Source organism: Abyssisolibacter sp. ZYX002 (genome assembly GCF_056892235.1).
This window is the reverse complement of record NZ_JARMXH010000012.1, coordinates 34,364-49,631: the sequence shown is the minus strand read 5'-3', so window position 1 is coordinate 49,631 and position 15,268 is coordinate 34,364. Positions and strand designations below refer to the sequence as shown.

Genomic DNA, 15,268 nt, shown 5'->3' with positions numbered 1-15,268 from the left:
ATTAATTTTAGATTAAACAAATTCATTAATTTTGTTTTCTATATCAAATAGCAGTCATTTTTTCTTTATCACACATAAATTATCATTAGCTTTTTTACAAGTAAGTAACATAGCTAGTGAAACTTTTCCTAGATAGGTGCTATTATCACCAAATTACAATTCTCTGGTACTTTTGAATACACTATTTGTATAATCTTTTTAAAGACATAGAGATATTTAATTTATGCTTATTTCTATACGTTTCTCGGATTCTTCGTCCCAAAACTCAAAAATAATCCCTTTTTTATTTTTACGGACTGCATTTATCATAATATCTTTATCAATATAATGTTTAGAACCACTTACGTTTGATATATACTTGGATATAAAATTTGCACTTAGTTCTAGTATAGTAAGTGGTATACTAGCATTTGATTTAAGTCTTTTATTTTTATCATACACATTAATTTTAATCGTTTTATCATTCTCTTTGCTATAATTAGCGTTTAGCGCTTCTAATAAATCAAAACCGTCAGAAGAAGTAATTTGACCCTTCTCAATCATTTCAAGAATTCTAATTTTATCTTGTTTATGATTTCGTGACATCAATATTCACCGTTTTATCGGCTTTGTTTATATTTATAGAACCATTAGTAGTAACAGTTTTTATAGTTATATCTGGCTCAACAGCACCTTCGCTAATAGCAAGAATTTTTTTATTTCTATTACTTATATCATTATTTTTATATACCATATTAGGTATATTTAATGCAATATTACCATTTGAAGTGTGAGCTTCAACGTCATATGATTTTGGATTACTATCCAGAGAAAGATTGATTGAACTATTAGTAGTATATAGATTTACTAGCTTTAAATCATTTGTATTAATATTATGCGCTTTTATTGTTGCATTAGAAGTTTTAGCTTTTATTGCTTTACATCTCAAATCGTTTAATTTAACAGTAGCATTAGATGAAACTAAGCTTAGATTATCAGAGTTAATATATTCACATATTATACCGCCATTTTTAGTTAAGCCATCTACAGTTTTAAGAGAGCTATTAATTAGCTGTATTTTAGCATTAGAAGTTATTGCCTCTACTTCATCTATTGTGGAATTTTCAATTGTGATACTTGAATTAGAATCGTGTAAACTTGCTTTTTCACTAGTACAGTTTACTAATCTAATAGAAGAATTTTTTGTTTCACAGAATAAATTTTTTGCTGATATAGTATTTAACTTAATTCTACTATTTTTCGTATTAGCATAAATTCTTTCAAATGTTTTATTTGGAATCATTATATCTAAGCTAGTGCTTATATTTTTTGTATATTTTGGATAAATACTTATCTTATCATCTGTTTCTTTTATTTCATAGAAATCTCCCATAACTTCGTAAACACTCTTTTTATATTTACATTCTGCATCTATTCTCATATTGTCTTCTGGCCATGATTTAATCACTATATGACCATTAACCGCGCTAAAATCTAAAGTTTTACCTTCAGCGTTAGTAATTATCCTAGAAATAGCTTGACTCTTAGTGTCATAGCTTCCAAAAAAACTATTGATATTAATACCGTCATTTGATTTAATAAAGTTATCAAGCTTACCGAGCAATTTATCAGCTAGAGCTGTTGCTCCTTCTGCAAGGTCTTCACTTATTTTCTCGACTTTACTTCCAAGTTCTTCGCCTAATTTTTCTAGATTATCCAGATGTTCTTTTTTAAACTTTATATCCCATGTTTTACTTTTTTGCTTTGATTTTTCTGATTTGTTTTTATCAAGATTTACTTTAAAATCATTTTCTGATTCTTTTTGATCTAAAGCGTCTAATAATTTAGCAGCTTCTTCGTCTGTTATTTTCCCTGAACTCAACATTGATAAAATCATCATTCTTTCATCATTCATAAAATTATCCCTCCTGTAATAAATTTATTCTTTAAGAAGTTTTACAGCTTCGTCAGCACTGATTTCACCAGCACTTAATTTTGCTAGTACGTCTTTTCTATCAACCTTTGGTGAATATTTAGCAGTATAACCTAAAGCTTCAATAACGTTTTCTAGTTTATTTCTTACTGTTGGATATGATATCCCTAGTTCTTTTTCAATTTCCTTAATATTACCTCTGTTTTTTATAAATACTTCAACAAAATGTTTCTGATCTGGATTTAGCTTACAAAACTTACATAATGAAAAGCTTCCTTCTATAGAGGTCTCACAACTATCACAGTGCAGTTTAGAAACGTGTAGTTCACTATCACAAACAGGACATCTACCAATAACTTCATTTTTCATAGAAAAACCTCCTTTTTATTATAAAAATTGTTATAATTATAAGACAGTTAATTTATATTTATATTGTTTATACTTTTGTTTATCAGTAATATATTTAAAAATTAAACTTTTAGTTTAAATAAATTAATATCTGCTTTTATAGTATAACTAAAAATGAAAATTGTCAATAATAAAATTAATATTTTTAAATTTATAATATAAAAAATTAATTTTGTTCATATTTGCTTTTATGAGAATAGATAAAATTTATAGAAAATTAAAATATCATTGATAATGTCAATTATATTTGTAACATTGCCTACATATAATGTAAAATTATATATAGGTTAAAAATTTTAGATCCTATATAAGGAGAGGATAATGTGCTAAAAACAGTAGATGCAAGAGGCGAGGGATGCCCTAAACCTGTTATAATGACAAAAAAGGCATTAGACGAATCAGATGCAAAAGAGATTAATGTCTTGGTAGATAATGATATAGCAAAAGAGAATGTATTAAAACTTATTAACAAAATGGGGTTAAAACATATTGTTGTTCAAAAAGGAACTGATTATACAATAACAATAACTAACGATGAAGAAAGTGTAGTGAATATACCTATGCAAAAAAGTGATACAGAAAATGTAGTTATTTCTATAAGCAATGATTTAATGGGAAGTGGAGACAAGGAGTTAGGGAGAGTTTTAATCAATGGATTCATATATTCGCTAACTGAAGTGGAGCCATATCCAAGGAGTATTATTTTTTTCAATAACGGTGTTAAGCTAACTTGTGAAGGATCGAAAGCATTGCAAAACCTAATTCATCTAGAGCAGGTAGGAGTAGAAATTATATCGTGTGGAACATGCCTTGACTATTTTGAGTTGAAGGACAAATTAAAAGTTGGACAGATAAGTAATATGTATACAATAACTGAAACGCTTAAAAATGCTGACAGAGTTATTAATATATAGTGATTATTCATTATAAAATACCCTTGAGTCACGTAGTATGAGGTGATAAAATAAAGACAGTTAGTATTAGCTGTCTTTTTGTGGTGTTTACAAAATGTATTCATAATAATTATTACATTAAAGTACTATAAAATAATAATAAAAGGAAGGTACAATAAATTGAAGAATGATATTTATGCAGTAGTTGCATTCAACTCAACACATCATGCTATAAGAGGAGAAAAGCTATTTAGTGGTTTAGATGATATTATGACGATACCAACACCAAGAGAGATAACAGCAAGCTGTGGATTAGCAATAAAAACGTGTTTAGAAAATGTCCCCATGATTATTGATATAGTAAAAGCAGAAAAGCTAAATATATTAGGGATATACAAGATTGAAAAAAATGGTACAAATAAAACTGTAAATCAGATTATGATAGACAAGGAGAAGGAGAACGTTGGATAAGATTAAAACCTTTTTTATAACTATAGCAGATAAACTAAATATTCCTGATTCAGATATTCAACCTATGAACATTATAAAGAAGATAGCTATGACATTAATATTACTGATATTAATAAAAATTAGCATAAAAGCAATCAATAAAATTGTAGATAAATTTTTTGAGGGACAGCAAAAAATGAAATACAAAATAGATGATAGGAAGTCAACTACCTTTTCATCTATAATAAAAAGTATAGTCAGGTACGGTATATATTTTATAGGTGGAGTAATGATACTTGATATATATGAGGTAGATATTTCACCAATACTAGCTACAGCCGGTATAGGAGGTCTAGCTATTGGTTTTGGAGCACAAAACTTTGTAAGGGATATAATTACTGGATTTTTTATATTGTTAGAAAACCAATATTCAGTTGGTGACTATATAAAGATAAACTCTAGCGAAGGAATAGTAGAAGAAATGACTATAAGATCTACTAAAATCAGATCATTTAATGGAGACTTGCATATCGTACCAAATGGTAAAGTAGAGATAGTAACGAATAAATCAAGAGGCTTATCAAGAGCGTGGGTGGATGTATCAATTGCATACGAAGAAGATATAGATAATGCAGTAGAATCTCTAAAGAGAGTTTGTGATAAAGTAGCAAAAGAAAATGTTAATATTATAGAAGGACCTACAGTACTTGGAGTAACAAATCTAGGAGATTCAGATGTCGTTATATCAGTTGTAGCTAAGACAAAACCAATGGAGCAATGGTCAGTAGAGAGAGACCTTAGAAGGCTTATAAAGTATGAGTTTGATAAGAAAGGAATAGAGATACCTTACCCAAAAAGAGTATTAATTAATGAGAATAATGATTAAATAGAAATATTGAGAGAGGAGGAGTCAGAGCTTTTTGCTCTGATGTAAAATATGAAATATAATGTAGGAGATATAGTTATGCTAAAAAAAGGGCATCCCTGTGGTGAGAATAAATGGCAAATAATGAGAGTAGGGGTTGACTTTAGAATAAAATGTCTTGGTTGTTCAAGACAAGTTTGGCTAGCTAGAAGAGATTTTGAGAAAAGAGTAAAAAAGATACTACAGTGTAATGAAAATAATGAATAAAGCTAAAGAAGTATGTGAAATGTTAATAATTTAATTCTAAAGGGAGGAAATAATGAATATTAAATATTATTTGTATAATACGTTTGTAATTAAATCTAGTGACAAGAAAATTGTCATAGACCCCGGTGCAGAATTATACAGATTTAGATTTAATAGTATTTTACCTAAATATGAATGGGATAGCATCACACATATTTTTATTACTCATGGAGACCCTGATCATTACTGGTATACAGATAAAGTTGCAAATATGTCAGGAGCAAAGGTAATATGTAATAGAACATTAGTAAAAAATATTAATGGAAAGAAAGTAATGCTTGGACCAAGAAGTAAAGGATTAACATTCAAAACAAAACTCAATAAAGTTTATACTGTTTGTTATAACGAAACAAAAGAAATTGATGGGATAAAAATAACTGGAATGCATAGTGAGCATGGACCAATTATATTTAAGATGGGCCCATTTACAAAAAAATTCAAGGTAGGTCCTAACGAGAGAGCTGGATTTGGAGCGATAGGTTATAAAATTAAAATAAATAATAAATGCCTAATAAACCTGGGAGACACACTATTACTTGATAAAAAATGGGAACAAGAGGAAAGACCAGATGTTCTAATGATACCTATTGGAGGAAAGATACCTAAAAATACGATGGACGAACAAGAAGCATTGAGAGCTGTAGAAATAATTAATCCTAAAATGGTTATACCATGTCACTATAATTGTCCTGATATTTTTAAAAAATCATATAATCAAGCTGATGACAAATGGTTTAAAACAGAAGTAGAAAAGAGAGGAATAAATTGTGTTTTACTCTCAAAGGGTGAAATTGTACAAATTTAATATGTAGAGTTTAAGTACAAGTCGTTTCTTAAATGTAGTATTAAAATACTAACAAACTAGAAATAGATAAAGCAGAAATTATCCCTTGTAATAATTTAACTTAGGTGATATAATAAAGTGATATTTAGTCCTTGCCCATTTTTAATGGGCCATAGTCCAAAAGGAGGTGAATCGAATGAGAAAATATGAAGCTGTATTTATTTTTAAATCAAACTTAGAAGAAGCTGATAGAGTAGCGTTATTTGATAGATTCAAAGGTATAATCGAAAGCAACGGTACTATAGATAACGTGGATGAGTGGGGTTTAAGAAAGCTTGCATACGAAATTAAAGATGAAAGAGATGGATATTACATCTTAGTTAATTTTGAAGCTGCTTATGAAGCAATACAAGAAGTAGATAGAATAGCAAGAATAACAGAACCTGTATTAAGACACATGATAATTAAGATTGAAGAATAAATTAAAGGTGGTCAAACTGTATGAATAGCGTATTTTTAATAGGAAGATTAACAGCTGACCCTGAACTAAGATTTTTGCCGGGAAATGGAACTGCTGTAGCTAGGTTTTCTTTAGCTGTTGATAAAGATTTATCCAAAGAAAAGAAAGCAGAAGCAGAGAGAATGGGTAGGCCTACTGCTGATTTCCCAAGGATAACTGTCTGGGGAAGACAGGCTGAAAACTGTGCTAATTACCTTGCTAAAGGCAGAATGGTAGCTATAAAAGGAAGAATCCAAACCGGATCTTATCAAAATGCTCAAGGTCAAAAAGTTTACACTACAGAAGTAGTAGCTGAACAAGTGCAATTTTTAGAATGGGGAGAAGGTAATAAATCACAAGGTAGAAATACTTCATTCCAACAGCAACAACAACAGCCGGTTAATAATGATTTTGATGCGACTGGTGGTTTTCAACCAATAGACGATGAAGATATACCATTTTAGCTTGTAAGGAGGGATATTATGGCTAAAAAGAATTTCAGAAGAAAGAAAAAAGTTTGTAACTTCTGTGTAGATAAAGTTGATAGCGTAGATTACAAAGACATAAACAAACTTAAAAAATATATAACTGAAAGAGGTAAAATTTTACCTAGAAGAATAACTGGAACTTGCGCTAAACATCAAAGACAAGTTACACAAGCTATAAAAAGAGCTAGAACAATAGCATTATTACCATATACAGCAGAATAAAGCTAAGAGAAGAGAAGTTGATAAAGCTTCTCTTTTTATATAAATTGTATACAACTTAAAGATACCTATAAAATAAATATAGTAAAGAACTCAAATTAAAGGCTTTTTAAGCGTGTTTATAGAAAATATATATAACGTTTAATCTAAAACAACTTAACATAAATATTTTACAAAATAGTAATAGCGTTAATCAAAGGTATTATAATGATTAAAATATAGCCATTTATTGGTATAATATATTAGGGGGCTAAAGATATGAAAAATGATGTTGATATTACAAAAAACATCAAAGTAATTGAATGGTTAAAGTGTGAGCTATTATCATCCATATCTTCTTTATATGAATCGTTAATGCATGAGACTAAACAAAGTAGGGAAGTAGTAATAGATGTGCTAGCTAATATTATTTTTGTGACATATTTACTGGGCAAAAGACTGGGCATACCTTTTCAAAAACTAGATGCTAAAATCAAAAGTAAAATCAAGCTTAAAATAGTTGAAGAGCATAAAATTGAAAAATGGTATGGGGAGTTAAGTGTTTTGTTAGAGCATTTTAATAGAAAAGATAATTGAGGTGAATTTCGTGAAACATTACGAAGATACTAACAAACTTGTGCTATCTGCAGCTATGATAGGTATAGCTACTATATTGACAGTACTATTTATTAATAGCTTTTCAATCTTTTTACTATTATATCCTACGGTTTTTATAGTATTAGGAGTTAAAGCTGATATAAAGTATTGCATATTATCATTAGTAGCCACATCGCTATTAATTTCGATGGTTACAGATATAGTTACCGGAATATTCATATTTGTACAATTTGGTTTATTAGCTGTAGTTATAGCATATATGATAAATAAAGGATATAAGTTAATAGAAATTTGTATAGGGGGAACAATAGTATTTTTGATAAGTATTTCTGCTTCAATAACTTTGATAAGTTATATAACTCAGATAGAATTTATTGAACAAGTTAAAACACTATTGGAAGAAACTTTTACGATGCAGCTTAATATTATCAAGTCTGCAAAGCAAGATATAGATATAAATCAGTTAAAACAAACATGGAAAGCAATTACAGAATTGACACTACTGATACTACCAACGATGTTTATAATATTCTCATTGATATGTACATACGTAAATTACTTACTGTCAGTGGTAATATTAAATAGATTAAAAGTTAAAACAATAAAAACTCCTAAGTTTAATAAATTTAGATTACCGAACAATATAATATTAGGAACAGTAGTTATATTTACATTATCGTTAGTAATAAGGTACTTAAAAGTCTTTTATTATGATACAATATTCTTAAATGTAGTAATATTAATTTCAGTGTTTTATTTTATACAAGGTTTAGCAGTATTGATGTATTTTATGAATAAACTGAGAATAAGCAAAGTTTTAGTTGTAATAATACTTGTAATATTTGTAATTAACTTAAGGATCAATATGATTATATCAATGCTTGGCTTCATAGATGCATTAGTAGACTTAAGAAGGTTAAAAAAGGAAGCTAAATAGTAGGAGGCAAATATGTCAAACAAATTTAATGTCAAAAACCTAATAGTTGACACAAAGATATACCTACTTATAATAGGACTTTTAACGTGTATATTAGCATTTTATGAAATCAGAATAACGATATTTATGCTGTTTATATTAGGTTATCTAATATATTATTATAAGAGAAATATTCATTTAAGAAAATTAGAATGGACTAGTTATATACAGAAGTTAACAGATGATTTTGACTATGCTACAAGGGATTCATTGTTTAATTTACCGTTGCCACTAGTTATATTAAGTAAAGACAGTAAAGTACTTTGGTATAATCCTAAATTTATGGATATTATTAAAGAAGAACATATTTTAGGAGAAGATATAAAGCAAATAATACCAGATCTGAGTATAAAAGATATATTGGTTACTGATAAAATTAGCTCAATAGAAGTGAGCATTGGAAAAAGAGATTATAAAGTACTATTTAATATTGTGAAAACAAATGAGGAAATCAGTCACAATGATGATAATAATATTCTCATGTTGTATTTTATTGATAATACTAGCTTTTCTATACTGAAAGAAAAGTATCTAGATGAAAAAACGAGCGTTTGTTTAGTAGAGGTTGATAACTATGACGAAGTAAGAAAAAAAACAGAAAGTACAAGAGTACCAGTTGTATTTGCTGAGGTAGATAAAATACTTAATGAATTTACAAAAAGTATAGATGGATTTATGAGAAAATATGAGCAGGATAAATACATAATAGTATTTGAGAATAGGTTTTTAAAAACATTAGAGGATACTAAATTCGATGTATTAGATAAAATAAGAAACATAGATCAAGGTAACGAGATGCCTATAACACTGAGTGTTGGAGTAGGAGTATTTGGTAAAAACCCAGCACAGATGTACGAATATGCTAGAGCGGCTATAGATATAGCACTAGGTAGAGGCGGAGACCAGGCTGTAGTTAAGAAAATTGAAAGGCTTAATTTCTTCGGAGGAAAAAGCAAAGCAGTAGAAAAGAGGACAAAAGTAAGAGCGAGAGTTATATCTCATGCATTGAGACAATTAATAGACCAATCAGACAAAGTGTTTATAATGGGACATAAAAATGGTGATATGGATAGCTTTGGAGCTTCAATAGGTATATCAAACGCAGTAAGAAGTAGAGGGAAAAAAGCATTTATAGTTCTAGATGATGTTAACCCTCAAATTAAAAATTTATATAACAGATTATATCAAGATGAACCTGAACTTTTTGAGACAATAATAACATCAAGTCAAGCCTATCTAAAGGCAACTGAGGAATCATTGTGTGTAGTAGTAGATATCCATAGGCCTGCATATACAGAAGCACCAAAATTATTAGAGATAGTTGATAAAGTAGTATTGATAGATCATCATAGAAGAGGCGCAGAGTTTATAGAAAATCCAGTATTGACCTACTTAGAGCCATATGCATCATCGTCATGCGAGTTGGTTACTGAGATTCTATCGTACATGGAAAACAAAATAAATTTAAATAAATTTGAAGCAGAAGCTTTACTAGCAGGAATAACAGTGGATACAAAGAACTTTACATTTAAAACAGGAGTTAGAACATTTGAAGCGGCAGCTTTACTAAGACGTTATGGAGCTGATACAACATCAGTTAAGCAATTATTCCAGGATGACCTTGCAACATTTATAATGAAGGCAGATGTTGTCAAAAAAGCAAGGATAATAAACAACGAAATTGCAATATCATCAATAGATGAAAATGTAGATGATTATATATTAGTTGCTGCACAGTCTGCTGATGCACTTTTAAATATAAATGGTATAACAGCATCATTTGTACTAGCTGCTAAAGACAATAAAATCCATATAAGTGGTAGATCGCTAGGTAAAATCAATGTTCAATTAGTGCTTGAAAAGCTAGGCGGAGGAGGCCATTTAGAAGTTGCTGGGGCACAACTTTATGATGTATCGCTCCAGGAAGCTGAAGATCTAGTAGAAAAAGCAGTTACAGAATACTTAGAGGAAGGTGAAGAGTAATGAAGGTAATACTTTTACAAGACGTCAAAGGATTAGGTAAAAAAGGAGATGTAGTAAAGGCAAAAGATGGGTATGTAAGAAACTTTTTATTCCCTAAAAACTTAGCCAAAGAGGCAACAACAGGAAATATAAAGGTATTAGATCAACAAAAAAAAGCAAAAGACCATAGAGAAGAAGAACTTCTAAATCAAGCAAAAGAATTAGCAGATAACCTGTCTAAATTGACAGTTACAATAAAAAGTAAATCAGGAGATAAGGGTAGATTGTTTGGTTCAATAACAACTAAAGATATATCAGATTTACTATTTGAGCAACATAAGATAAAAATAGACAAGAAGAAAATAATAATGAAAGATAACATCAAGACACTAGGTTCAAGTAGTGTAGAGATTAAGTTACATCCAAAAGTAAAAGCTAAACTCACAGTAGATGTTGTCAAACTCTAGATAAATTTTATTTTCAGATAGTGGAGATGATAATATGGAAGGAACAAAAGACATACTAAGGATTCCACCAAATAACTTAGAGGCAGAGCAATCTGTACTAGGGGCAATGATACTAGATAAAGATGCAGTGGTGACAGCAGTAGAGCATCTAAGTGGAGAAGATTTCTACAAGGAAGCAAATAAAGAGATATTTGAATCTATTTCTAGTCTTTATAATAAAAATGAACCAGTTGATTTGGTAACATTATCAGAAGAATTGGCGAAGAAAGATACGCTAGAAGCAGTGGGAGGTATTACATACCTAGCTAATCTAGCAGATGGTGTGTCAACTACCGCGAATATAGATGTGTATTGTAAAATAGTAGAAGAAAAATCTATACTTAGAAGACTAATAAAGGCATCTAATGAAATAATAGCAGAAGGTTACAAAGATGAACTAGAACTGAATAATATAATAGATCAAGCAGAAAAAAGAATATTTGAAATAACCCAACGGAAAAGTTCGCAAGGTTTTGTAGAAATGAATAAAGCACTAATGGAAACGTTGAATAGAATAGAGGAAGCATCACAAAGTGGTGGAGGAATAACAGGGCTTGCGACTGGTTTTACAGATTTAGATAGAAAGACTTCAGGACTTCAGAGATCAGACCTAATATTACTAGCAGCAAGACCGTCGATGGGAAAATCGGTTTTTGGTGTTAATCTTGCCCAAAACTGTGCATTAAGACATGGGGCATCAGTAGCTATATTTAGTCTAGAGATGTCAGTATCACAAATAGTACAGCGTATACTAAGTTCTGAGTCGCATGTTGATTTGCAAAACATCATTACAGGTAACTTGAATGATGAAGAGTGGGCAAAGCTTGGTAGGGCAATGGGACCACTCGGTAGCGCTAAGATATATATAGATGATACACCAGCAGTAACACTCAATGATATGAAAGCAAAGTGTAGAAAGCTAAAGATGGAAAAGGGATTAGATTTAGTTGTTATAGATTATCTCCAATTAATGAGTGGAGATGGTCGCTCAGAGAATAGACAACAAGAGATATCTGCAATATCTAGAGGACTTAAAGGTATGGCAAGAGAACTAAATATCCCAGTACTAGCACTAGCTCAGCTATCAAGAGCACCAGAGCTTAGAGCTGACCATAGACCTATAATGTCAGACTTAAGAGAATCAGGAGCGATAGAGCAGGATGCTGATATAGTTATGATGTTATATAGAGATGAGTACTATAACAAGGATACAGAAAAGAAAAATATAGGTGAAGTTATCATAGTTAAGCAACGTAATGGTCCAACAGGGACTATAGAACTTGCGTTTATGGGTAATTATACTAAATTCTTAAATTTAGAGAGATAATTAAACAAAAAATAGAGCGATATAAAAAGAAGCATAACATTAAATGTTTGATGGATGCTTCTTTTATTATTATAAAACTTAAATAAATAATTAACAATAATTGATTAAAGGTTTTGAAATTGGGGTATAACATTAATATCAGGAAGTGTGTTAGGAGGAAAATAATATGGATAACAGTAAAGTTTTTGACATAGTGAAAGATGTTAAATGGATAGGAATATTAGATCCTACATTAATTACATTTGATGTTGTGATGGAGACTAAATTTGGAACAACTTATAATTCATATTTTATAGATGCAGATAAAAAAACGATAGTTGAAACTAGTAAGGAAACTTACAAGGAAGAATATATCAACAAATTAAAAAGCGTTGTAGATCCAAATGAAATAGAATATATAATATTAAATCATACAGAACCAGATCATTCAGGGAATCTTAAGCATTTACTTAGATTAGCACCCAATGCGACAGTAGTAGGTTCTAAAGCAGCAATCAATTTCTTAAAAAACTTAGTAGATATCGAATTTAAGAACATGGTCGTAAAAGATGGAGACGAGCTTGACTTAGGTAATAAAACATTAAGGTTTATTTCAGCTCCATTTTTGCATTGGCCTGATTCAATGTATACATATTTAGTCGAAGATAAGATACTGTTCTCATGTGATTCTTTTGGTTGTCATTATTGTGATGAAAGGATGTTTGATGATTTAGTAGGGAATTTTGATGAAGCTTTCAAATATTACTTTGATGTTATATTGAAACCATTTAGTAACTATATGCTAAGTGCTATAGATAAAATTAAAGACTTAGAAATAGCTATAATATGCCCAGGTCATGGACCAATACTAAGAACCAATCCACAGAAATATATTCAGATGGCAAAAAGTTTGTGTAGGATAAAAAGAAAAGAACAGACAAAGAACATTTTTATACCGTATGTATCAGCTTATGGTTATACAGCAAAAATGGCTGATGAGATAGCAAACGGAATTAAAGCAGTAGATGAGGGTATAAATGTAGAAGTTTGTGATGTGGAGGACATAGATATATTTGAATTAGAAGAAAAAGTTGAAAACTGTACGTCAATAATAATTGGATGTCCAACAATAAATCAAAATATACTGTTACCTATATATAAACTGTTTGCAGTATTAAACCCAATAACGAACAGAGGAAAAAAAGCAGCAACATTTGGATCATATGGATGGAGCGGAGAATCAATAAAAATAATAGAAGACAATATACAGAATCATAAACTAAAAGTGGCACTGCCAGGTTTAAAAGCAATATTTTTACCAGACGAAGATACCATTGATAAATGTAGAGACTTTGGAAAAGAATTTGTCAATGCTATTAAATAAAATGCTACAAATGAAAAAATAAGGGGATGTCATTGACGTCCTCTATAATTTTGAGTAATTTGCACATGTATCTTATCCACAAAAACAGTGGATAACTTGTGGATAAAAAAATAAACAATTTCAACATAGAATTTGTAAATGTTGAAAATTACACAAATAAACCGGGTGATATAGTGTGGGAATTAAAAATTAAAACTGTGGATAACATAATAGAATAAAGCAAAAAAGTTTACACGAACATTTATGGAGTCAAACAAAATAAAATTCGTGTTTGATTGACTTTGGAGTAATATTTTGATATTATTTAGAAGGAATAATAGAGTAAAAGCAAAATTTACATAAATTAATATTCACTTTTGTATAAAACTGCACTATATGGATAAAAATTTTTTATTAAAGGAGAGATAAGTATGTCTACTCTTGTTGTTTTAGGAGCTCAATGGGGAGATGAAGGTAAAGGAAAGGTTACAGATTATTTATCAGAAAAAGCAGATGTGGTAGTTAGGTATCAAGGAGGAGATAATGCAGGACATACAGTGGAAATAGAAGATAAGAAATATAAACTGCATTTAATACCATCAGGAATATTTTATGATGAAAAAACATCAATAATAGGTAATGGAGTAGTAGTAAATCCAAAATCACTATTAAAAGAAATACAATATTTAAACGGCCTCGGAGTAAAAACAGATAATTTGAGAATTAGTCAAAGAGCTCATATAATTTTTCCATACCACCTTAAGTTGGATGAATTAGAAGAGATAAAAAGAGGAAAAAACAAAATAGGAACGACGGTAAAAGGAATAGGACCTTGCTATAAAGACAAAGTTGAAAGAAGCGGCATAAGGATATGTGATATGTTCTATGCAGATTACTTTGAAGAAAGATTAAGAGGTAACATAAAAGCTAAAAATGAAATAATAGAAAAGCTATATAATAGCGAGCCGTTAAATGAAGATGACATTGTTAAAGAATACTTGAGGTATGCAGAAGAATTAAAGCCATATGTTACAAATACTACAGCATTGGTTAATAAAAGTGTTAAAAGTGGTAAGAAAGTATTGTTTGAAGGAGCACAAGGAACTCTTTTAGATATAGACTACGGTACATATCCGTATCTAACATCTTCACACCCTATTTCAGGTGGAGTTGCTATAGGTTCAGGTATTAGTCCTTTTGATTTAAAAAAGGCACTAGGTGTAGTGAAGGCTTATACAACAAGAGTTGGTAAAGGACCATTTCCAACAGAGTTATTTGATGATACAGGAGATTGGATTAGAGATAGAGGATTTGAATATGGAACTACAACAGGTAGAGCAAGGAGATGCGGATGGTTAGATACTGTGATGCTCAAATATTCATGTGATATAAATGGATTTACGGGAATAGCTTTGACTAAACTAGATACGCTAGCAGATTTAGAAGAGATAAAAATATGTACAAAATATAGACTCAAAGACGGATTTATAGAAGATTTTCCAGCAAGTTTAAACTTATTGGCGGAGTGTCATCCAGTATATGAGACATTGCCGGGATGGAAGCTTGAGGAAATTACAGGAGCTAAAACTTATGAAGAGCTACCACTGAATGCAAGAAAGTATATAGAGAGAATAGAAGAGTTAGTAGGTGTAAAAATACAGTTAGTATCTATTGGACCTAAAAGAAGTGAAACAATTATTAGAGAAGAAATATTTTAAAAAAGTGCAGATAATG

18 protein-coding genes are annotated in these 15,268 nt (G+C 30.0%); 15 read left to right on the top strand and 3 right to left on the bottom strand.

Translation table 11 applies throughout. The features are described 5' to 3' along the window. Positions 1 to 216 precede the first annotated feature (216 nt). The 3 genes from P3X86_RS19945 to P3X86_RS19935 are packed head-to-tail and all read right to left on the bottom strand — an operon-like array spanning position 217 to position 2,281. Positions 217 to 585 carry an SHOCT-like domain-containing protein gene (locus P3X86_RS19945; RefSeq protein WP_483294499.1) on the bottom strand — a complete coding sequence of 123 codons (369 nt, stop codon included), beginning with the start codon at positions 583 to 585 and terminating at the stop codon, positions 217 to 219. Continuing rightward, positions 569 to 1,894: a DUF4097 family beta strand repeat-containing protein gene (locus tag P3X86_RS19940; RefSeq protein ID WP_483294498.1), complete on the bottom strand. Its 1,326-nt coding sequence runs from the start codon at positions 1,892 to 1,894 to the stop codon at positions 569 to 571. The genes P3X86_RS19945 and P3X86_RS19940 overlap by 17 nt, the downstream gene beginning before the upstream one ends. A gap of 24 nt (positions 1,895 to 1,918) precedes the next feature. Beyond that, positions 1,919 to 2,281: a DUF2089 family protein gene (locus P3X86_RS19935; RefSeq protein WP_483294497.1), complete on the bottom strand. Its 363-nt coding sequence runs from the start codon at positions 2,279 to 2,281 to the stop codon at positions 1,919 to 1,921. A 362-nt stretch (positions 2,282 to 2,643) separates the two neighbouring features. Between P3X86_RS19935 and yedF the strand changes: the two genes are divergently transcribed. From yedF to P3X86_RS19860, 15 genes are all read left to right on the top strand, one after another. Then, positions 2,644 to 3,234, top strand: coding sequence for a sulfurtransferase-like selenium metabolism protein YedF (gene yedF, locus P3X86_RS19930; protein WP_483294496.1), 591 nt, complete (start codon positions 2,644 to 2,646; stop codon positions 3,232 to 3,234). Between the two features lie 159 nt (positions 3,235 to 3,393). Continuing rightward, positions 3,394 to 3,684, top strand: coding sequence for a putative Se/S carrier protein (locus tag P3X86_RS19925; RefSeq protein WP_483294495.1), 291 nt, complete (start codon positions 3,394 to 3,396; stop codon positions 3,682 to 3,684). Then, positions 3,677 to 4,549, top strand: a complete 873-nt coding sequence (locus P3X86_RS19920; RefSeq protein ID WP_483294494.1) for a mechanosensitive ion channel family protein — start codon at positions 3,677 to 3,679, stop codon at positions 4,547 to 4,549. Before P3X86_RS19925 ends, P3X86_RS19920 begins: the two co-directional genes overlap by 8 nt. A 51-nt stretch (positions 4,550 to 4,600) precedes the next feature. Continuing rightward, positions 4,601 to 4,795, top strand: coding sequence for a DUF951 domain-containing protein (locus tag P3X86_RS19915; protein WP_483294493.1), 195 nt, complete (start codon positions 4,601 to 4,603; stop codon positions 4,793 to 4,795). A gap of 52 nt (positions 4,796 to 4,847) precedes the next feature. Further along, complete coding sequence (locus tag P3X86_RS19910; RefSeq protein ID WP_483294492.1) at positions 4,848 to 5,639, top strand: MBL fold metallo-hydrolase; 792 nt, start codon at positions 4,848 to 4,850, stop codon at positions 5,637 to 5,639. Positions 5,640 to 5,814: 175 nt separating this feature from the next. Next, positions 5,815 to 6,099, top strand: a complete 285-nt coding sequence (gene rpsF, locus P3X86_RS19905; protein ID WP_483294491.1) for a 30S ribosomal protein S6 — start codon at positions 5,815 to 5,817, stop codon at positions 6,097 to 6,099. 20 nt (positions 6,100 to 6,119) lie between these two features. Beyond that, complete coding sequence (locus P3X86_RS19900; RefSeq protein WP_483294490.1) at positions 6,120 to 6,581, top strand: single-stranded DNA-binding protein; 462 nt, start codon at positions 6,120 to 6,122, stop codon at positions 6,579 to 6,581. Positions 6,582 to 6,599: 18 nt separating this feature from the next. Further along, positions 6,600 to 6,827, top strand: a complete 228-nt coding sequence (gene rpsR, locus P3X86_RS19895) for a 30S ribosomal protein S18 (protein ID WP_483294489.1) — start codon at positions 6,600 to 6,602, stop codon at positions 6,825 to 6,827. A 255-nt stretch (positions 6,828 to 7,082) separates the two neighbouring features. Then, entirely contained in the window at positions 7,083 to 7,400 is a 318-nt protein-coding gene (locus P3X86_RS19890; protein WP_483294488.1) for a MazG-like family protein, read from the top strand. Positions 7,401 to 7,410: 10 nt separating this feature from the next. Further along, a complete protein-coding gene (locus tag P3X86_RS19885) occupies positions 7,411 to 8,358 on the top strand; it encodes a YybS family protein (RefSeq protein ID WP_483294487.1) in 948 nt (315 codons plus the stop codon). A 12-nt stretch (positions 8,359 to 8,370) separates the two neighbouring features. Further along, positions 8,371 to 10,380 (top strand): DHH family phosphoesterase, encoded by a 2,010-nt coding sequence (locus P3X86_RS19880; protein WP_483294486.1) that lies wholly within the window; start codon positions 8,371 to 8,373, stop codon positions 10,378 to 10,380. Next, positions 10,380 to 10,826 (top strand): 50S ribosomal protein L9, encoded by a 447-nt coding sequence (rplI, locus tag P3X86_RS19875; protein WP_483294485.1) that lies wholly within the window; start codon positions 10,380 to 10,382, stop codon positions 10,824 to 10,826. Before P3X86_RS19880 ends, rplI begins: the two co-directional genes overlap by 1 nt. Before the next feature lie 34 nt (positions 10,827 to 10,860). After that, a complete protein-coding gene (gene dnaB, locus P3X86_RS19870) occupies positions 10,861 to 12,192 on the top strand; it encodes a replicative DNA helicase (RefSeq protein WP_483294484.1) in 1,332 nt (443 codons plus the stop codon). A gap of 166 nt (positions 12,193 to 12,358) precedes the next feature. Beyond that, positions 12,359 to 13,555 (top strand): FprA family A-type flavoprotein, encoded by a 1,197-nt coding sequence (locus tag P3X86_RS19865; protein ID WP_483294483.1) that lies wholly within the window; start codon positions 12,359 to 12,361, stop codon positions 13,553 to 13,555. 410 nt (positions 13,556 to 13,965) lie between these two features. Then, positions 13,966 to 15,252, top strand: coding sequence for an adenylosuccinate synthase (locus tag P3X86_RS19860; RefSeq protein ID WP_483294482.1), 1,287 nt, complete (start codon positions 13,966 to 13,968; stop codon positions 15,250 to 15,252). The last annotated feature ends 16 nt before the right edge of the window (positions 15,253 to 15,268 follow it).